We start from the raw sequence: 21069 nt of genomic DNA on the forward strand, positions 1-21069 counted from the left end.
TTGTTGAGAAATTAAACGGTGGTTTCGTTTCCCCAATTGGACAATTCTTCTTCGGTCCACAATTTAGGAAAAAAGATGCGTCTTTGGTATTTTGGATGCATATATTTTTGCCAGTCGCTTCCTCCGGTGGCTTCGCCGTTTCCTTTTCCGCTTTCTAAGATGTATTTTCTTGCAGTATTGAGGTGTTGCATCACCCAGGTAATATTTACAGTATGGTCATAATGACGCATTGCTGTAATTAATGCTTCATTCAATTGATCTTTTTCCGGCAGCTGTGTAAATTTCTGCCAGATATTTTTTGTTTTGAACGTGCTGATCTGACGCAAAAACTGATCTTTATACTTATTTTCAAATTCCTGAAGCAAATATGATTTTTTCCCAGTTTGATAGTCCTTTCCTGCTGCCTGCCAATACAAATGTTCGAAACTGGTTTCTAAAGCTGTATTTTCGTCAAAGTCTGCTTTGTATCTGCGGTCTGTTAAATTAATGACATCCGTAGAAGCAAATTCAATTAATCGGTATTGCGCACTCTGAAAACCACTTGCCGGAGTCAGGGTATTTCTGAATTTCATATATTGATCGACTTCCATTCCGTTTTCCATAATGCTGAACGAATTGGTCAGCATGTCAAAATAACGGGTAATTCGGGATAATCTTTCGCTAAAAAAATCAACCTGAATGTTTTCGGTGTCGGCAATCTGATCAATTTCCCAAAGAATCATTTTGAAAATCAATTCATTTACCTGATGGTACATAATAAATACCATTTCGTCAGGAAGCGTAGTGCGTTGTATTTGAAGGTTTAAAAGAGCATCAGTCTGAATATAATCCCAATAGGTAATTGGTTTTGACCAAAGTAAGCCTTCAAGCTGAACATCAGTTTTTTGGTTTATGGCTTGAAATTTAAGATCAATTTCTTTTAGGATCGATTCAGAATTATCTGTGGTGTTCATTATTTTTTTACTTTAAATGGATTTTTTAATCCTTTATATTCATCCAGATCTGCCTTTAGTGAGCCTACGGCAAGATCTGCTTTTATTCTGACGGGAACTTTGTTGTCGTCGTCTGTTATCCAAAGCGTTACGCTTTCTTTTTCTTTAAAAACTCTTCCGGTTTGTACCAGTGGTTTGAACATCATGGTAGAAACGGTTCCAAATTTAGTTGTAATATCCTGACGGCCTATATATTTTAACTTAAATTTTGTGATTTCATCATCAAAGAACATGTCTATACTGATCGCTTCGCCCGATTTAAGTTTGTCTATATTGGGATGGTTTCTTAAATAATAAAAGGAAGAAATAATGTCTTGTACCGCATCAGAGGTTATAATTGTTTTTTCAGATTTACGTTTGTAGTCTTTTACCAAAACCCTGTTTTCGTTTTGATTAAAAATACCCTCCTGATTCTTGGTGTAACCACCTTCGTTGATTTTTCTGATGTATCGGTAAGGACTTCCGGTTTCTTTGTCGAAATAACTTTCGTATAAATCTTCGACTTTGAAGAAAAATTTTGACATTCCGGTTGTGTAGCCTTTACCCACAGCGTGAAAAACTTTCTTGTTGTTTATGGTGGCATCTTTAACTTCCAGAGTAGCGTACCCGGCGTTTACAATTCCATAGTGAATTCGAAATTTGAAATATTCCCCTACGTCGAAGGCATCTTCTTTAAAGGAATCAAAGCTAAGTGTCGTGAGGATTAATATAGAGAGAATTAATTTTTTCATAGGACTATTTTGACAGTTATGTTATTAGGATAAAAGCAAATTCTATTCCAAATGTACCAAAACAAAAAAACTCAGTCAAGGAATGACTGAGTTTTTATGCTATTAACTAACCAAAAAACTATAAATTATGAAATTTATATCAATTAGGAAGGAAACCACCCCTTCCTGATTTGCGAGTGCAAAGATAGATACAAAGTTCAGAAAATAAATAGCAAAAAGTGAGTTTAACATATCATTTGCATAAAAAGCATCGTTTTACAGAGAATTTTTCTACATAATGTAAAAATAATGCTTTTTTATAGAGTTCCTCTCAATTCCTGTTCTCTCTCAATGGACTCAAAAAGTGCTTTAAAGTTACCTGCGCCGAAACCTTTTGCTCCCATTCTTTGAATAATTTCGAAAAATAAGGTTGGTCTGTCCTGAACTGGTTTTGTAAATATTTGTAATAAGTAACCATCCTCGTCTGCATCGACCATGATGGCTAATTTTTCAATTTCATTTAAATCTTCTTTCATCATATCCATATGAACTCCTAGTCTTTCGGGAATTGCCTGATAGTAAGTATGCGGTGGAGCAGATAAAAATTCAACGCCTCTCGCTTTTAAGTCCGAAACAGTTTTGATTATATCATCAGTTGCAATAGCGATATGCTGAATTCCGGGTCCTCCGTAAAAATCCAGGTATTCTTCAATTTGTGATTTTTTCTTTCCTTCTGCCGGTTCGTTGATTGGAAATTTGATTCTTCCGTTTCCGTTTGACATTACTTTACTCATCAAAGCCGAATATTCGGTGTTGATTTGTTTATCATCAAATGAAAGGAAATTCACAAATCCCATCACGTCTTCGTAGAATTTTACCCAGGTGTTCATTTCGTTCCAGCCCACATTTCCTACCATGTGGTCTATATATTTTAATCCTGTTGGTTCTGGATTGTAATCTGATTTCCATTCTTTGTAACCCGGTAAGAAAACACCGTTGTAATTTTTTCTTTCTACAAAAATATGAACCGTTTCTCCGTAAGTGTAAATTCCGGAACGTACTACTTCTCCAAATTCATCTGATTCTACAGTTGGTTCCATAAAAGAACGGGCACCGCGTTTCATAGTTTCTTCGTAAGCACTTCTCGCATCTTCAACCCAAAGAGCTGCCACTTTTACACCGTCCCCATGTTTTTTAAGATGTTCATGAATTGGTGAATCCTGTGTTAATGGAGTTGTCAAAACAATTCTGATTTTGTCCTGTTTCAAAACATAAGAGGCTTTGTCTTTTACTCCTGTTTCTAATCCCGCATAGGCTAATGACTGATATCCGAAAGCGGTTTTGTAGTAATGTGCAGATTGTTTTGCATTTCCTACGTAGAATTCTACATAATCTGTTCCTAATAACGGAAGGAAATCCTGTGCTCCTTCAAATATTTTTTCTAATCCGTATTCTACTGATTTTACTTCTTTCATAATAATTAGATAATTTGACAATGAGAAAATGAGATAATTTTGAAATGTTTTAATTTGATCAATTTTCTAATTCCTCATCTTAGATGTTGATATTATTTTATTTAAAATTTTTAAAATTTCTGATAATTCATATAATAAATCTTTGCAATCCGGATAGCTTTTATGAGCGTCGCAGAGAAACAACCAATATTCTGTTTCGTCTGCTTCTTTAATTGCAATTTTTAATTTATGAATAAAATCTGCTTTACTTTCTGCATTTTGGGATTCTTTTGAATTTGCTCCAATTGATGTCCCACTTTTTAATAATTGATTGGCAATTACAAACTTCCTTTGTTCTTGTAGATCGCTTGTATAATCAATTATATTTAATGCAAAATTGAAAGTTTTTATTAAAAGAGCGTTGTCTTTGTATTGTTCGTTGAAAGTCATGTTTTAATTTGATAATTAGAAAATGTGTTAATTAGATAATTTACTATACTTGTTAAAGATAATAAATTGTAGTCTAAATACTACTTTTTAATTTCGTTAGAAATTATCTAATTATCAAACTCCCACATTGACTAATTCTTTACTCCGTCCAGGATTTATAATATTGTCCATCATCAAGACCCATTGCTTCTTCCGTCACCATAAGTGGACGGAAAGTATCTACCATAACGGCTAATTCATGGGTTTCTTTATGACCAATACTACGTTCCATTGCGCCGGGTGCCGGACCATGCGGAATTCCTTTGGGATGTAAAGTGATATGTCCCTGCTCTATATTGTTACGGCTCATAAAATCACCATCAACATAATACAGTACTTCGTCCGAATCAATATTGCTGTGGTTATAAGGTGCCGGAATTGCTTTTGGGTGATAATCGTAAAGTCGTGGGCAGAAAGAACAAACAACAAAAGTTGCCGTTTCAAAAGTTTGGTGTACCGGTGGTGGTTGGTGTACGCGTCCGGTTATAGGTTCGAAATTATGAATCGAGAATCCGTATGGAAAATTATAGCCGTCCCAGCCAACAACATCAAAAGGGTGTGTGGCGTAAACGACTTCGTGAATCATTCCTTCTTTTTTGATTTTAATTAAAAAATCACCTTTTTCGTCGTGCGTTTCCAATTCGCCCGGCAGAATAAAATCGCGCTCACAAAAAGGAGAATGTTCTAAATGCTGACCGGATTCGTTCTTGTAACGTTTCGGAGTATAAAAAGGAGAATAAGATTCGACGTAAAAGAGTCTGTTTTCTTCTGTTTCAAATTCGATTTGGTAGATAATTCCTCTTGGAATAATCAGATAATCACCATATTCAAAAGGAATATTACCCAGCATGGTACGTAATTTTCCTTTCCCTTTATGGATAAAAAGCATTTCGTCGGCATCGGCATTTTTATAGAAATAATTTCTAAGGGATTCCTTAGGTGCTGCTAAACCAATAATACAGTCTTTGTTGACCATCATTGCTTTACGGCTGTCTAAAAAATCATTCTCCGGTTTTAGTTCAAAACCTTTAAATAATAATGATTTTATATTTTTTCCGATTGCGATTTTAGGCTCAACCGAATAGGAGTTTATAATTTCCTTGACCTGTGTAGGTCTGTGAACATGATAGGACAATGACGAATGTCCGTGAAAACCTTCGGTTCCAAATAATTGTTCGTAGTAAAAACCTCCGTTTGGTTTCTCGAACTGGGTGTGTCTTTTTTGAGGAAAATCTCCAAGTTTATGATATAATGGCATGGCTTTTCAATTAGATAATTTATAAATTAGATAATTAGAAAATGTGAATTGTGAACAGATAATTAGCTCATTTTCTAAGTTGGCTAATTATTCAATTCGATAGCATTAGTCCGGGTTTCTCTTAATGAGAAATTGAAGATACTCCAATAAACCTGTCCATTTTGTTTTCATTATAACAAATGTCGTAATTTTTATTGATTTAAATTACAAATTAAAATAAAAATCCTATACTAAACCAGGTAAAACTTTTTGACATTTCCGGAGACCAGGAATGTTTAACTTCAATTGGTCCAATAATCGTTTCCAGTCCGTAACCTACGGCATATCCCGAATATTTAGGCATTGAGATCCAGTCTACTGTGGTGAAAATATCATCACCAAGGTTGGCATAATTGGCAGATATATTGACGTGATTTTTTTTGAAGATCTCGTAATCCAGTGTAATGTCTGATTTAATATAGCTGTTTCCGGCAATACTTAAAAAGTCGTATCCGTAAAAATAATTGAAATTGTTTATTTTGCTGTAACCATATCCTCCGAGTATGAAATTAAAAAACGGAACACTGTCGCTTCCTATATTAAATCCTGCATCGGCTCCGATTTTGAATGTTGCTTTTCTGAAAAGTTTGCCCGCAAATGCAATTTCCGCCTTTGCAATTGAGAAAGGCTTAAATTGTTTGGTGTAATCCGATGAAGCTAAATAAGTTTGTAAACCGGATGAAAAATACAATCCCGAACGGGGAAAACTTTTGCTGTCAAAGGAATCATATTTTAAATAACCAAAAACGCTGAAATAACTGCTTCTTTCAATAATGTTCTCCGTGTCGGAAAGTGTTGGCGAATCTATTTTTAAGTACTTGTATTCAAGCCCGCCACCCATAAGAAATTTTTGCACAAATATGGTCTGGAAATAGGCCTGATTGGTTAAATCTAAAAAATCAACATTAATGAGATTTACATTTTCAGTGTCGAAATTACTGATGTTGGTCGTAACATTTCTGTTAAACTTACTTAATTTTGACTGAAACCCAAAGCTGATGTTAAAACCATTTTCGACATAATAGTTTAAATCGTATCTGAAATTATCCCCTAAAATAATGTCAAGTGAGGTTATGTCATTTTTTAAGAATGTTTTTTTATGGGTAAGGTTTAATAAAATTCCGCTTTTGTAAAGACCGTCGTAATGCAATCCAAGTTTTAAAAAAGTCTGTGTCGGATTTTCCTGCAATACAAGGTCTAAATTATCCTGATTGCCATCAGGCTGCAGGCAATAGGATATAGTACTAAAGTTTTGTGTAGCATTCAGATTGTTTATTCCGGTTCTCAGATCCTCATATGTTATAGTGCTTCCGGGTTTAAAACGAAGTTTACCACGAATATATTCTCTGGTATAATTATCTAACGGATCACTGTTTATTTTTTTAATCTCAATTGTATCCGTGATTATCTTTAGTTTTGGTTTTTTATAAAAATGCTCTTCATCTGTCAATGATTTAATTTTCTCATAGACGGCAAAAGCGGCTTCTTCACCTTTTCGGATTATTTCTTCCCCTTTATCAAATGAAATTACCCCGTAATCCCGAATGTCGGGTTTTATATAAACATCGGTATCTTTTACCTTGCTTTTCATCTTATCAATCGACTGCATATTGGTAATCTGTACCAGTATTCGGGTAGCATTTTTAAGGCCTTTTCGATTTAATAAATCATCTTGTACATCGACACCAATTATGATATCTGCACCCAGATTTCTAACCTCTTTTATCGGATAATTGTTCACAACCCCGCCATCAACCAGTAATTTTCCATCAATTTCTACGGGAGTAAACAACGATGGAAAAGCAGCACTTGCCATCATGGCCTGAACGAGATTACCTTTGTTAAGCAAAACTTCTTCTCCTGTTTCTATATTGGTTCCAATACACAAAAACGGAGTTGGTAGTTTATTGAAATCACGAACATGACGCACGTTTCGGGTCAGACTGCTCAGTAAATTGTAGTTGTACATTCCTTTTGAAAGTGCTTCCGGAATACCAATTCTGAAATTGCTGAAAGGCAAAACGATAGCATATAACTCATCATTTCTTTTGCCATAAAAGTTTTTCGAGGAACGCGGAATGTAATCGTTTATTAATTCGTCGAAATTGGTCTTCTTGAAAATAGAATCAATTTGGGAAGCATTGTAACCGGAAGCGTAAAGTCCGCCAATAACAGATCCCATGCTGGTTCCGCCGATATAGTCTATTTTTATTCCGGCTTCTTCCAATACTTTTAAAACTCCAATATGAGCAAATCCCTTAGCGCCTCCGCCACTTAAAACCAAACCAATTTTGGGTCTTTTAATACTGTCTTGCTTTTTATCCTGTGAAAAAGAGTTTAGCGAAAACAGCATAACAAATACTAAAACAGCTGTGTTTACACCCCGGGAGGAAATAGACAAATTGGAGAGAAAAAAATCTTTTAATCGTATGTTTTTAAAGGACAGCTGGATAAGGCTCATAGAATTAGCTGGTTTGTTCTGTAAAAGTCGGAAATATTATTGAACTTTACAGGTCAATTTTGTTTTTAATAACATTATTTCTTCGTTAATATCAGATTTTGGTTTTTGTCAAATTTCCAGATATCGGTATGCCATTTTGCACCACCTCTACAACTGGATTGAAATGTTTTTCTTTTTTTATTTATTTGTACATCACAAAATTCATCACATTCCGGATTAGAGTTTAAAGGCATTTTTAATTTTTTTAATTGTTGATTTGCAGGGTTGTAGATAAATATTTGATATATGGTGTAAACGCCCATTCCGTCATCTGTTCTGTATACTGCAAAATCTTTATAACCATCAAAATTGTAATCTTCTGCTACAAAATGCATCTCTTTATCGCTAATGGATGTTTCGATATAATCAATATTTTGTGTTTTAGTATTTTTAGAATTGGTGATTTCTAATTTTTCAAAATTATTGATAACTTTAATTTTTATTTGTGTTTGGTCTTTCTGATGAAATTCAATATTCTTCTGACAATAACAATGGCAGGAAAAGAATATCATAAGGCTTAAAAAGAATATTTTCATCTGATTAGGATTGATTGTTACTGTAAAAGGAAACAATTTTTTTTGCTTTGGACGGACCTACTACATCCGATATTTCTTTTTCCGAGGCTAATTTTAATCTTTTAACACTTTTGAAATGCTGGATTAAGGTCAGCATCGTTTTTTCACCAATTCCGGGAATGCTTTCCACAGAAGAATTGAGTGCTGCCTTGCTGCGTTTGTCGCGATGAAAAGTAATTCCAAATCGATGCGCTTCATTTCGTAATTGCTGGATTACTTTTAGTGTCTCCGATTTTTTATCGAGGTATAACGGAATCGAATCTCCGGGATAAAATAACTCTTCAAGTCGTTTCGCAATTCCGATGATGGCAATTTTACCTCTTAATCCCAATTCATCTATACTTTTTAAAGCAGCGGATAGTTGTCCTTTACCACCGTCAATAATAATAAGCTGCGGCAAAGGTTCTTTTTCGTCTAATAACCGTTTGTAACGACGATAAACGATTTCGGTCATCGAAGCAAAATCATCAGGACCTTCCACCGTTTTTACATTAAAATGGCGGTAATCTTTTTTACTGGCTTTTCCGTCTTTAAAAACAACACAGGCCGCAACAGGATTTGTACCCTGAATGTTCGAGTTGTCAAAACATTCTATATGACGCGGTTCTACCGGCAATCGCAAATCTTTTTGCATCTGTGCCATAATACGATTGGTATGGCGATCGGGATCTACAATCTGCAATTGTTTGAGTTGTTCTATGCGGTAAAATTTTGCATTTCGAATCGATAAGTCCAGAATCTGTTTTTTGTCTCCAAGCTGTGGCACCGTTGTTTTGATATTTTCTCCCAAATCAATTTCAAACGGAACAATAATTTCTTTTGATAATAAATGAAAACGTTCCCGAAGTTCTATTATCGCAAGTTCCAGCAATTCCTCGTCGCTTTCATCCAGTTTTTTCTTTATTTCTAAAGTATGCGAACGAATAATCGATCCGTGAGAAATCTGTAGAAAGTTGACATAGGCAGCGCTTTCGTCGGATACAATCGAAAAGACGTCAATATTGGTGATTTTCGGATTTACAATAGTGGATCTCGATTGGTAATTTTCCAGAACTTCTATCTTTTCTTTTATTTTCTGAGCTTCTTCAAAATGTAAATCCTGAGCGTATTTTGTCATTAAACGCTTGAAGTCTTTCATGCTTTCCTTGAAATTTCCTTTCAGGATTTCACGGATCGCATCCACTTGTTTTTGATAATCCTCCAGAGATTCCAGACCTTCGCACGGACCTTTGCAATTGCCAATATGATATTCGAGGCAAACTTTAAATTTTCCCGAATTGATATTGGGCTGGTTTAAGTCGTAGTTGCAGGTACGGAGCGGATACAATTCTTTGATTAAATCCAGAATCGTATGCACGGTTTTAAAACTCGTGTAGGGACCAAAATATTCAGAGCCGTCTTTGACCATTCTTCGCGTCGAAAATATTCGTGAAAAAGGTTCTCTTTTAATACAGATCCAGGGATAACTTTTGTCGTCACGCAATAAAACATTGTAGCGGGGCTGCAAAGTTTTGATTAGGTTGTTTTCCAGTAAAAGCGCATCGGTTTCAGTAGGAACTACAATATGTTTTATGGTTACGATTTTCCTGACCAGAACATTTGTTTTTCTCGTATCGTGAATTTTATTGAAGTAGGAAGAGACTCTTTTTTTTAAATTTTTTGCTTTTCCGACATACAATATTTTATCGTCTTTGTCATAATATTGATACACACCGGGATTGTCCGGTAAGGTTTGAATTTGGAGTTCTAAAGACGGTTTTGACATTCTGTTTTGTTTCTGAAGAGACTGAAAAAGCTATTTCAAAAACGATTTTGATAATAAGCTTAACAGTGATTTAGTTTCAAATTTACGAAATCAAAAGAATAATTTCTATATTTAGATTTTATAATTCTATATGAAAAATAACAAAACCATGATTATTTTTGGCGAGTCGATTTTGCCGGGAGAAAATAGAACCATAAACGTCGAAATTGCCAGATTGCATACCACTACAAAACTCAATATTCCTGTTATTGTGCGTCGTTCCAAACTAGAAGGCCCGGTAGTTTTATTCTCGGCCGGAATTCACGGAGATGAAATAAACGGAATTGAGATTGTACGTCAGCTTATTAGCAAAAAGATCAACAGGCCCACCAGAGGGACGATTATTTGTATTCCGATTATTAATATTTATGGTTTTGTAAATAAATCCAGGGAGTTCCCTGACGGAAGAGATTTAAATCGTGTCTTTCCCGGAAGTAAAAAAGGCTCTCTGGCAAGCCGTTTTGCTTTTCATATTGTTGCGGAAGTTTTGCCCATTTTAGATTATGCAGTCGATTTTCATGCCGGTGGTGCGAGCAGATTTAATGCCCCTCAGATCAGAATCACCGAAAATAATCCGGAACTGAAACTTTTGGCGGATGTTTTTAATGCGCCGTTTACCTTGTACTCTAAAAATATTAATGGTTCTTTTAGAAACACATCCGAAAAGGCAAATGTAAAAATGCTGCTTTTTGAAGGAGGAAAATCATTGGATATCAATAATGATATTGCCAATGAAGCCGTGATGGGAGTAAAGCGTTTGTTGCATTATTTGAATATGCTGGATCCCAAACAAGTTGTTGACGAGGCAGAAGATCCGTCCATCTATATCAAAAATTCGATTTGGTTAAGGGCCAAATGTTCCGGTTTATTGCATGATTTTAATATGATTGGAAGATTTGTGACCAAAGGAACTATTCTGGCTATAATTACAGATCCGTTTGGTAAATTTGAGCAGAAAGTAAAAGCGCCTCATGATGGCTTTGTTATTAATGCCAATCATTCGCCGATCGTCTACGAAGGCGATGCGATTTATCATATTTCTAAAAACGCTCCCGAAAATGCTCTCGAAAATGCCGACGAATAAAAAAGAATTACGACTACAATATAAGCACCTCAGAAAAGAATTGTCGGCTGATGACATCGAAGAAAAAAGCCTGATGATTGCCAACAATTTATTACAGTTGCCGATTTGGAATAAAACCTACTATCATCTTTTTCTTCCTATCGAAGAGCAAAAAGAAATCAATACAGAATATGTACTGCATTTGCTTTCCGGAAAGGATAAGGAAATTGTGATTTCTAAAAGTGATTTTGAAACCCGCGCGATGGCTCATTTTTTATTGACTGATAATACGAAAATAAAGAAAAACGAGTATAACATTCCGGAACCTGTAAACGGATTGCCGGTTGCATCTCAAATGATTGAAGTTGTTTTTGTGCCACTGCTGGCTTTTGATATTTTAGGAAATCGAGTGGGTTACGGAAAAGGTTTCTACGATAAATTCTTAGCAGAATGTAAACCGGAAACCATCAAAATCGGACTTTCTTTTTTTGAAGCGGAAAGCCAAATTGAAGATGTTTTTGAATTGGATATAAAATTAGATTATTGTGTGACCCCTGAGAAAACGTATGCGTTTTGATTAAATACCAAACAACAAATCCCAAATTCCGATCTTAAATTTTGGAATTTGGGATTTGTTATTTAAAAAGATAATTTAATTATTTTACTTCCTTGATAGTGGAAGCATCAATCCAGCCTTCTGTTCCGTCTGTTAATTCGATTTTTTTCCATTTGTCCATCGTTTCGATTACATAAACCTTTGCACCTTCGTGTAATAAAATAATAGCCGAACCTGCTTTTTGCGGTTCACTTCTGACTTCACAGATCTCAGCAAAAACAATTGCCGGGCGATCGTTATCGAAATGATCTTTTTCAGACATTCCTGCAGCAACGCTTAAAAGCAGGGCAACCAAAATAATAAACATTCCGATAAAATAAATTCTTTTCACGAGGGTGTGTTGCGAGAAATAGTATCCAATAAAGCTCAGCAAAAAAATAAAACCAATTGCAACAGAAATTTTCGCCCAGGTATTATAATCAAAAATCCCCGTGAAGTTCTGGATCAGTTTTGCAAAACCAACTTTTGGTACTTCCTTTATTTCATCAATTGTTAGTTTTTTGGCGAATTTTAAATTGTTTAAGGTTTGAGGATCACCAGGTTTTAAAACCAAAGCCTTCTCGTAATTGTAAATAGAAGGCGCAACCTTATTGAGTTTATAATAACAATTTCCCAGATTGTAATACAACTCAGCCGATTGCTGCTTGTCTTCTTTTATAATATTTTCATATTCCTCAACTGCCTGCTGATATTTTCCATTTTGGTATAAATCGTTCCCCTTTTCAAAGCTGCTTTGAGCAAAGAAAACCTGAGAGATTAATAAAAAGAGATATAGTATATTTTTCATTTTATTTTCTTTAAGCCTGAAAGGTTTTTAAATCTGTCAGGTTTGATTTTAGAATTTAAATTTAAACAATCTGCTTTTCTAATTCCGAAATAATCGAAACAGCTTTGTCATAGTCCTGCTGGATTGATGCACTTGATGCCGGAGCATAACGCGCAAACTCACAGTTTTCAGTTAAATCGATAAAACTCTGAACGGTTTCCGGATTGGCATTTCTTGATAATAACAATTCGCGGATATTGTCTTTGCTCATTTCTGAAGTTTCAATGTGTAATTTGGCTTTCAGGAAATTATGCATCGCTTTTTCGAGTGCAATGTAAAAAGGCTCTTTATTATTAAGCTGTTTTTTAGCTTCAGATAAATATTTTTTAGCCAGTTTATTGTTCATTTTAATTCTGTTTCCAGTCACATCACTGTCAATTGCCTCTTTTTTCTTCTTAGCCAAAATGATAATTGGAATAATTATAAAAGGCAGTAACAACAATCCGTAATAGAGGTCCGAACCATAGAAATCGTTTGTGGCTATCGAAAGTAATGTTGTTTTAGTTCTTATATATTTAAATTGTTCTGCTTTCGATACAACATTTTTTGATGCGTTTGCAGCAGTATTTGCCTCAGCCTGCATTGGCCCGTCTAAAACATCAACCATAATTTCCTGAGAAGTAATGGTTTTATAAGAACCTGTATTCAGATCGAAATAAGAAAACTGCATTGGTTTTATAGCATATTTCCCTTTATACTGCGGAATAATAGTATACTTATCTGAGATTCTTCCGGACATTCCGGCTAATGAAGTCGTTACTTTTTCGTCATGTACCGGATCGTACATTTCTAATGCATTAGGTACAACCGGTTTTGGTAAAGTAAACAATTTCATGTTTCCGGACCCTGTCGCACTTACAAATAAGTCCAGACTTTCTCCGTTTTTCAATGTCGTTTTAGATGGCGTAACGGTAAAGGTGAATTTACCGACAGCGCCACTGAACCCTTCCGGTTTGCTGGTTTCAGGAAGTGGTTTTACATTAATTGTTTTAGCTCCGGCCGAAACAATTTTGTTGTCTTCTGATAGTATCATCTGACCAAACATGTCGCGACGATTGGTCGGCAATTGCACTCCAATATCTAATGAAAGCGGTTCAATAGTAAGTTTTCCTGATTTCTGAGGATATAAAATCGTTTTTTTCAGGATTACAAAATAACATCTTTGTCCATTATGAGTTCCTTCTTCTGTAGCCAGTCGTTGGATTTCTATATTTTGGTTCCAGAAATCATTGTATTTTGGTTTTGCCAGTTCTTTAAAGCCGGTAACACCAATATTATTAAAGTATAATTTGTAAACTACTGTTATGGGTTCATTCAGATACGGATTTGTTTTTGAAATTTCCGCAACAAGATCCAGTGTTTCGCTTCCGGCTCCCTGTGGTCTGTCATTAGGATCTCTTTCCTGGGCAACAGCATTGGTAACCACTATCTTTATGGGAGCTGTTTTGTAGACCTGTCCATTAAATTCTATAGAGGCCTGTCTAATCGTAACAGTTCCTTTTTGTGCGGGTTGTAAAATATAGGAATATGCTTTCTGAAAAGAACTGCGTCCGTTTATCCAGGATTGACTTACCTGCTGACTTGGTCCTGCAACAACTCTGAATCCTTCAAATGCAGGCTGCTCAAAATTATCTCCATCAACATTCATGATAAAGTCAATTCGAAGTCTTTCATTTACTCCAAGCGTAGTTTTAGTTACTTTGGCTTCAAATTGAACCTGAGCCATAAGCCCCTGAAAAGTGAATAGTAATAGAATTAAATATCTTTTCATTAATTGTTTCAGTTTTGTTTAACTGTTTAACTGTTTAATTGTTAATTTGTTTAATCGGTTTTTTAGGTTTTATTGTTTATTCGAATAAACAGTTAAACGAATAAACGATTAACCCAAAAATTTACCAGTCTTTTTCTGTTTTTTTAGGACTTCCCTTTACTTTTTGAGCGTTGACTTTATCCTGAATTTTCTTTTCTTCGTTATTAACGGCGTCTAATAAATTCTGAACACGTTCTTTTGAAATCCCTCCGGGCATTGGTTTTGGCTCTCCTTTATTGTCTGATTTGTCATCTTTCTTCGGATCGTTTTTACCGTCTTTTTTATCCTTGTCTTTATCGCCTTTGTCGTCTTTTTTATCTTTATCCTTGTCCTTGTTTTTATCCTTATCCTTATCTTTGTTTTTGTCTTTATCCTTATCCTTGTTTTTGTCTTTGTTTTTATCGTTTTTCGGAGGATTTTCTTTTAGTTTTTGTTTGGCGTAAGCATAATTGTAACGGGTTTCATCATCAGTCGGGTCATTACGTAATGCTTGTTTGTAGGCTTCAACTGCTTGCGTATAGTCTTTCTCTTTCATCAGGACGTTTCCTAAATTGTGAAAAGCCTTGTGTTTGTCAGGTCTGGTCTTGGCATTTTTTATGGCTTTGGCATACGCCAGTTTGGCTTCAGAAGCCTGATTTTGTCTGTAAATGGTATTTCCTAAATTATAAGAAGCGATACCGCGTTTCGGGAATTTTGATTCCGAAATTCTATAATTTGCTTCAGCATCAACAAATTTATTCTGCTTATATTCTTCATTGGCATCAGGCAATGTCTTGTCTTTCTCCTGAGCCGAAACTGCTAAAGAAAACGTTAGTAAAATATAAAGAAGTAAATTTTTCATTCTAATTTTTTTATTTTTTTATTTGCCATGAAAGGCACCAATTATCACTAATTAGATTTGTTTTTTTATTTGAATTTCAAAAAGACAAAATTAAAAACGCTCTCTTTTTGTGTAAATTCGAGTAATTAGTGGCTAATCTTATTGTTTCTTTTCGTTAAATAAATTCAACTCTTTTATCCAGTTTGTTTTTCTTTCTAAAAGGAAAATATCCAAAAACAACAACAGGAATGCAAAGCCGATAAACCATTGAAATTGCGACTGAAAATCGGCCATTTGTGTGGCTTCAAATTCTGTTTTCTGAATGTTGTTTAGCGCATTTTTTACATATTCTAAAACTTCCTTTGTATTTCCGCCATACACATAACCGCCTTTAGTAGCTTTAGCAATAGCTTTTAAGCCTTCCTGATTTAGTTTGGTAATAACAGTTCCTCCATTTTGATCTTTTTGGTAGCTTTTGACAACACCATTTTCTTTCAACGGAATTGTTCCTCCTTTTTCAGTTCCAACACCAATGGTGATGATTTTCATTCCCAGTTTATTAGCTTCTTCGGCAGCAGCAGAAGCTCCTTCCGAGTGATCTTCCCCATCAGAAATCAGAATCAGTAATTTACTGGTTTTGCTTTTTTCATCAAAATAAGTAGACGACAATCGGATTGCGTCGTCAAGTGAAGTTCCCTGAGACGAAACCATATCCGGAGTCATACTTTGCAGGAACATTTTGGCAACGCTATAATCTGTTGTAATAGGCAAAACCGGGAAAGCGCTTCCTGCATAGGCAACGATTCCGATTCTGTCACTTCCCAGGTTATTGATAATCTGTGAAACCAATTGTTTGCTTTTTTCTAAACGGCTTGGTGCCACATCTTCGGCCAGCATACTTTTAGAAACGTCAACGGCAAAAACAATGTCGATACCTTCACGTTTTACCGTTTCCATTTTGGTTCCAATCTTCGGATTCACTAATCCAATAATTAAAAAGGCAAGAGCCAAAAGCATTACCGATATTTTTAATACAGGTTTGAAAACAGAACTTTCCGGGCTCAGTCTTTTTACTATTTCCAGGTCACCAAATTCACGTTGTTTTTTTCTTTTCCAATACATATTGAAAAGAAAAATACACACCACAATTGGGAGTAAGAATAGAAGGTATAAATATTTTTTTTCGTCTAATTCCATAAATGTTTTAAAATTTCAATCCTCATCGTTGCGGGGATAAATTCCAAATTCTAACTTTTTGCCTTTACCTTCAATTTTTAAATCCAATCCAATTCAAATTGGAATTTGGAATTTTAAAATTGAATTTTTTTGATTTGAAAAATCAAATGAAGCTTCTGTAAACGGTATTTCGTAAACCAATTTCCAGCAATAATAAAAATGCTGCGAGTAAAACAAAAAATCTGTATTTTTCGTCGTAATCATAGAACTTCAATTCCTGGATTTCTGTTGTTTCGAGTTTATTGATCGATTTATAAATCTGTGCCAATCTGTCGTTGCTTGTTGCTCTGAAATAAGTTCCATCAGTTTTTCGGGCAATATTTTTCATCAATTGCTCATCGATTTCCACTTTTTGCATTTTAAATAAAAATCCTCCATTTGGTCCGTAAGCGTATGGCGATTCTGCCATTCCGTTACTTCCAAGACCAATGGTATATACTTTTATTCCGTATTGTTTTGCGATATCAGCAGCTGTTTCCGGTTCAATAAAACCGGCGTTATTTACACCATCTGTCATCAGGATAATAACACGGCTTTTTGCTTTACTGTCCTTAAGACGGTTTACAGCAGTTGCCAATCCCATTCCAATTCCGGTTCCGTCCTGTAAAGCCGTATCGTATTTAATTCCCTTTATGGCTTCTAAGATAATCGCTTTGTCACTTGTAACAGGTGTTTTTGTATACGCTTCTGAAGCATACAGCACTAATCCGACTCTGTCATTTGGTCTTTCTTCAACGAAATCTGCCGCTACTCTTTTTAAAGCCTCCATTCGGTTTGGTTTTAAATCTTTGGCCAGCATACTTCCGGAAACGTCAATTGCAATAACAATATCAATTCCTTTGGTTGTTTTCGTCTGATTGCTGATATCTACGGTTCTTGGTCTTGCCAATGCAATAATCAAAGAAGATAGCGCAATAGTTCTGAAAACATACAAACACGGTTTTAGTTTTGTCAATAGTGATTCACTATTTTTAAAACCCTGTGTTGAACTCATTTTCAGGGTAGCCGACTGTTGGTTGCGTTTCAGTAAAAACCAAATGATCGCAATTGGAATTAATAGAAATAGCCAAAAAAATTCCGGATTTAAAAAAGTTATCTTACTCATTAGTTGCCTGCTTTTCTAAGTTCAACAGAATTTAAAATCCGTGTTGTGATATCATTTGCGTACAAATCACCTTCTTCATGCAAAATCATGATTTGCTGTAAGCCCTGATCTTGTTTGAAAAGCAAAATTTCGTAATACGCTTTTGCACTTGTTTTATCAAGAGGGTTTAAGATGGTCATTGTTCCGTAGCCTTTTAATCCCTGAACACCTTCGTTGGTTTGGAAATCTTCTTGTTTTACAATTATATTTTGTCCGCCCTGAGCTTCAATTACTTTTAAAGAACCTTCTAAAGTTTTGGCTAAATCCAGCTCAACAGGTTTTTTGAATTTACTGGTAGAAACCGTAATAAAGAAATTATCAATCATACTTCCGTATGTAAAAAGCTGCATTTCCTTAATCAGGGCCATTGTTTCTTTTGGCAGCACTTTTTGGGCATCCATACGTTTTAAAACTTTTGGAGTTTCAATTAAAACACCCGGATTTCCATACTCGCTTTTTACCCATTCTCCTTCTAAAAGCCGCTTCGTCGGATTCATTAAAAGGGTATCTTTCACATAAGTGAAACCTTTATTTGCAATAAAAACCGCTGTGGTAAGGGCAAGTAAGAGAAAAACAGATCCTACGGCAATTGCAATGCGTTTGTTGCGTTTTTTTCTTAATTGAATCTTGATTTGTTTTTGTCTTTGCGCTTCATTCAGTAATTCGTCCTCTTCATTCGGAACTTCTGTCGGAATCGCGTTATCCAGCGTTAAAATTACTTTCTGGATTTTATTTCTATCCTCGGTAATTTCAAAATCCAGAGGCTTTGATTTTGCAAATTTTACTAAATCAGCCTGACGTAAAACACGTTCTAAATTTTCAACAGTTTCAGGTGTCAAAGCCATTTTCTTTTTAGTAGAAGCAGTTCTGATGGCCTGAATCAATTCGGAAGTCGTACTTTCCATTGCCGGAATGTGAATCGCTTCTTCAATATAGTTACGGGCAATATCCGTTAATTCACTGTAATATTCTTTAATTTCACCCTTTTGAACCAATTCTTTCTGCTCCAGGTTGTTCAGTAAACTGGTGGCCTTTTCGATAGGTGTTTTATAAACTTCTTCTTCAATTTTCTTCTGTTGGCGTTTTTTGACAAACCAGTAGACAAAAACTCCAATTCCGATAAGTACAACTCCAATCAAAAGGTAAAGCCACCAATCGCTAATGCCACTGTCACCAGCAGTAATATCTTTTATGTCGTACATTTTTTGCTGTAAAGTGTCCACTTTTACGTTAGCGACTTCAACACGGATAGAATCACTTAAAAAAGGTTTTTTGTCAATCAGAATCTGAACACCCGGAATCGTATATTTTCCCGAATCAAACTGTGTTAAACCGTATTTTTTGATCAGTTCGTAAGTGTCATTTTTCTTAACCGTATCAATTGGGTACGATTGAATTACCTCAAGCGGACCAATGTTTTTTAGTTTAGGAAAAACGACTTTGGATTTTGAACTCACCACCGTTTTAAGCGTTAACTTAAATTCGGCTCCAATTTTGTTTTTCGTAGTATCAATGCTCGTTTCTACCTGTTTTTGCTGTGCAAAAATAGACGAGGAAAGCAAAAATAAGAATATGTAAAACTTTAATTTCATTTGATTTTTTTGATTTCAGATTTTAGTCTAAAATGTGCTTAAAAATGGAACGCTGATGACGCACATTTAAGCGGATTTTTTTATCTGGATGTTTTGATATTCTTTAAAATCTAATATTCTAACAATCTAAGAAGTCTGATATTCTAAATCATCTTGACTTGAAATACCCCAGTAATTTAGTTACGTAATTCTCATCGACTCTTGTGTTCACAACACCTGCGCCGGATTTGCTAAAAATATCCTTGAAATAATTTACTCGTTCCTGATAATGTTTTTCGTAATTCATTCGCACCGATTTTGAGCCTGTGTCAACCAATTGAACTTTTCCGGTTTCGGCGTCAAGCATGCTGACCATTCCTAAATTAGGGATTTTTTCTTCGCGGATATCGTAAACACGGACACCTGTTATGTCGTGTTTTTTGGAAGCAATTTTTAAAGTCTGCTCGTAATTTTCAGACATAAAATCTGAAATTACAAAAACGATCGCTTTCTTTTTCTGAGTTCCTGATAAAAACTTCAAAGCCTGTGCAATGTCTGTTTTTTGACTTTTAGGTTCAAACTCGATCAATTCGCGAATGATCCTTAGAACATGGGAACGACCCTTTTTTGGCGGAATATACAATTCTACATTGTCCGAAAAAAGAATTAAACCAATCTTGTCGTTATTTTGTGTAGCCGAAAAAGCCATCGTTGCCGCTATTTCGGTTACGATGTCTTTTTTAAACTGATTTTTTGATCCAAAACCTTCAGAACCCGAAATATCAACCATTAAAACCATGGTCAGCTCTCGCTCTTCTTCAAAAACTTTTACGTGAGCTTCGTTATAACGCGCAGTCACATTCCAGTCGATGTTACGAATATCATCGCCATATTGGTATTGACGCACTTCGCTAAAAGTCATTCCACGTCCCTTAAATGAAGAGTGGTATTCTCCCGAAAAGATATGATTACTCAGCCTTTTGGTTTTGATTTCTATTTTCCGTACTTTTTTTAAAAGCTCTTTTGTATCCATTTTATTTGTTTAAAGTTTAAAAGTTTCAGGTTTAAGGTTTGCTTTACAACAACCTGAAACCTAAAACATTAAACAAATTTTTAAGGTACTTCAATCTCGTTTACGATCTTGTTGATAATGTCTACAGAAGTAATGTTTTCGGCTTCAGCCTCGTAGGTGATTCCAACTCTGTGACGTAAAACATCATGCACAACAGCACGAACGTCCTCAGGAATTACATAACCACGACGTTTGATGAAAGCGTAACATTTTGCTGCATTGGCTAAATTGATACTTCCACGTGGTGATGCTCCAAAACTAATAAGAGGTTTTAGGTCTGCCAGTTTGTACTTCTCCGGATAACGGGTAGCAAAGATGATATCTAAGATATATTTTTCGATTTTTTCGTCCATGTAAACTTCACGGACAGCTTCCTGTGCGCGTAAAATTTGTTCAACGGAAACCACAGCATTTACTTTTTCGTAACTTCCTTTAAGGTTTTGACGAATTACAAAACGCTCTTCGTCAATTTTTGGGTAGTCAATTACCGTTTTCAACATAAAACGATCGACCTGTGCTTCAGGAAGCTGGTATGTTCCTTCTTGTTCAACAGGGTTTTGTGTAGCAAGTACTAAAAACGGGCGGTCTAGTTTGAAAGTAGTATCGCCAATAGTAACTTGTTTTTCCTGCATCGCCTCCAAAAGTGCTGATTGTACTTTCGCGGGAGCACGGTTAATCTCATCGGCAAGCACGAAATTGGCGAAAATTGGCCCTTTCTTAATAGAAAATTCGTTTGCTTTGATGTTGTAAATCATTGTTCCGACTACATCGGCAGGTAATAAGTCAGGTGTAAACTGAATACGGCTGAAAGAACCCTGAACAGCTTGTGACAAAGTATTAATGGCTAAAGTTTTGGCCAGTCCCGGAACACCTTCCAATAAAATGTGACCCTGTCCTAAAAGACCAATTAATAAACGCTCGACCATATGTTTCTGGCCCACAATAACTTTGTTCATCTCCATTGTAAGAAGGTCTATAAAAGCACTTTCTCTTTCAATTTTTTCATTTATCGCTCTAATGTCTAAAGTCGTTGTATTTTCTTCCATATAAATATTTTTAAAACCTTTTTAAGACGTTGATTTATGTGCCT

The 21069-nt window shown here is 35.4% G+C and carries 18 protein-coding genes; 2 read left to right on the top strand and 16 right to left on the bottom strand.

Annotated elements, in window-relative coordinates; translation table 11 throughout:
* Positions 1–11: 11 nt before the first annotated feature.
* The 8 genes from HAV12_RS02120 to uvrC all read right to left on the bottom strand — a co-directional run bounded on the left by HAV12_RS02120 (position 12) and on the right by uvrC (position 9782).
* Positions 12–953, bottom strand: coding sequence for a tryptophan 2,3-dioxygenase family protein (locus HAV12_RS02120; protein WP_171568269.1), 942 nt, complete (start codon positions 951–953; stop codon positions 12–14).
* Positions 953–1723 carry a DUF3108 domain-containing protein gene (locus HAV12_RS02125; RefSeq protein ID WP_171568270.1) on the bottom strand — a complete coding sequence of 257 codons (771 nt, stop codon included), beginning with the start codon at positions 1721–1723 and terminating at the stop codon, positions 953–955. The genes HAV12_RS02120 and HAV12_RS02125 overlap by 1 nt, the downstream gene beginning before the upstream one ends.
* 296 nt (positions 1724–2019) lie before the next feature.
* On the bottom strand, positions 2020–3180 hold the full coding sequence (hppD, locus tag HAV12_RS02130; RefSeq protein WP_171571619.1) for a 4-hydroxyphenylpyruvate dioxygenase: 1161 nt from the start codon (positions 3178–3180) through the stop codon (positions 2020–2022).
* A gap of 63 nt (positions 3181–3243) precedes the next feature.
* Positions 3244–3606: a four helix bundle protein gene (locus HAV12_RS02135; RefSeq protein WP_171568271.1), complete on the bottom strand. Its 363-nt coding sequence runs from the start codon at positions 3604–3606 to the stop codon at positions 3244–3246.
* A 139-nt stretch (positions 3607–3745) separates the two neighbouring features.
* The gene (locus tag HAV12_RS02140) at positions 3746–4903 is read right to left on the bottom strand and encodes a homogentisate 1,2-dioxygenase (protein WP_171568272.1); all 1158 of its coding nucleotides are present in this window, start codon (positions 4901–4903) and stop codon (positions 3746–3748) included.
* Between the two features lie 211 nt (positions 4904–5114).
* Positions 5115–7403 carry a patatin-like phospholipase family protein gene (locus tag HAV12_RS02145; protein ID WP_171568273.1) on the bottom strand — a complete coding sequence of 763 codons (2289 nt, stop codon included), beginning with the start codon at positions 7401–7403 and terminating at the stop codon, positions 5115–5117.
* A 74-nt stretch (positions 7404–7477) separates the two neighbouring features.
* Positions 7478–7978 (bottom strand): hypothetical protein, encoded by a 501-nt coding sequence (locus HAV12_RS02150; RefSeq protein ID WP_171568274.1) that lies wholly within the window; start codon positions 7976–7978, stop codon positions 7478–7480.
* A 4-nt stretch (positions 7979–7982) separates the two neighbouring features.
* Positions 7983–9782 (bottom strand): excinuclease ABC subunit UvrC, encoded by a 1800-nt coding sequence (gene uvrC, locus HAV12_RS02155; RefSeq protein ID WP_132037227.1) that lies wholly within the window; start codon positions 9780–9782, stop codon positions 7983–7985.
* Between the two features lie 130 nt (positions 9783–9912).
* Here uvrC and HAV12_RS02160 point away from each other — a divergent pair, with 130 nt between their 5' ends.
* Positions 9913–10905, top strand: coding sequence for a succinylglutamate desuccinylase/aspartoacylase family protein (locus tag HAV12_RS02160; RefSeq protein WP_171568275.1), 993 nt, complete (start codon positions 9913–9915; stop codon positions 10903–10905).
* Positions 10892–11461: a 5-formyltetrahydrofolate cyclo-ligase gene (locus tag HAV12_RS02165; protein ID WP_171568276.1), complete on the top strand. Its 570-nt coding sequence runs from the start codon at positions 10892–10894 to the stop codon at positions 11459–11461. The genes HAV12_RS02160 and HAV12_RS02165 overlap by 14 nt, the downstream gene beginning before the upstream one ends.
* A gap of 79 nt (positions 11462–11540) precedes the next feature.
* Here HAV12_RS02165 and HAV12_RS02170 read toward each other — a convergent pair whose 3' ends face one another.
* From HAV12_RS02170 to HAV12_RS02205, 8 genes are all read right to left on the bottom strand, one after another.
* Positions 11541–12287 carry a tetratricopeptide repeat protein gene (locus HAV12_RS02170; protein ID WP_171568277.1) on the bottom strand — a complete coding sequence of 249 codons (747 nt, stop codon included), beginning with the start codon at positions 12285–12287 and terminating at the stop codon, positions 11541–11543.
* 61 nt (positions 12288–12348) lie between these two features.
* Positions 12349–14097: a BatD family protein gene (locus tag HAV12_RS02175; RefSeq protein ID WP_171568278.1), complete on the bottom strand. Its 1749-nt coding sequence runs from the start codon at positions 14095–14097 to the stop codon at positions 12349–12351.
* A gap of 121 nt (positions 14098–14218) precedes the next feature.
* Positions 14219–14977, bottom strand: coding sequence for a tetratricopeptide repeat protein (locus HAV12_RS02180; protein WP_171568279.1), 759 nt, complete (start codon positions 14975–14977; stop codon positions 14219–14221).
* Between the two features lie 138 nt (positions 14978–15115).
* The gene (locus HAV12_RS02185) at positions 15116–16153 is read right to left on the bottom strand and encodes a VWA domain-containing protein (protein ID WP_171568280.1); all 1038 of its coding nucleotides are present in this window, start codon (positions 16151–16153) and stop codon (positions 15116–15118) included.
* Between the two features lie 142 nt (positions 16154–16295).
* Positions 16296–17297 carry a VWA domain-containing protein gene (locus HAV12_RS02190; RefSeq protein WP_171568281.1) on the bottom strand — a complete coding sequence of 334 codons (1002 nt, stop codon included), beginning with the start codon at positions 17295–17297 and terminating at the stop codon, positions 16296–16298.
* Complete coding sequence (locus HAV12_RS02195) at positions 17297–18928, bottom strand: hypothetical protein (RefSeq protein ID WP_171568282.1); 1632 nt, start codon at positions 18926–18928, stop codon at positions 17297–17299. Before HAV12_RS02195 ends, HAV12_RS02190 begins: the two co-directional genes overlap by 1 nt.
* A gap of 148 nt (positions 18929–19076) precedes the next feature.
* Entirely contained in the window at positions 19077–19940 is an 864-nt protein-coding gene (locus HAV12_RS02200) for a DUF58 domain-containing protein (RefSeq protein WP_132037236.1), read from the bottom strand.
* A gap of 80 nt (positions 19941–20020) precedes the next feature.
* Positions 20021–21025, bottom strand: a complete 1005-nt coding sequence (locus tag HAV12_RS02205) for a MoxR family ATPase (RefSeq protein ID WP_132037237.1) — start codon at positions 21023–21025, stop codon at positions 20021–20023.
* Between the last annotated feature and the right edge of the window lie 44 nt (positions 21026–21069).

The sequence above is a fragment of the Flavobacterium sp. CLA17 genome, assembly GCF_013112255.2.
GTDB lineage: Bacteria > Bacteroidota > Bacteroidia > Flavobacteriales > Flavobacteriaceae > Flavobacterium > Flavobacterium circumlabens.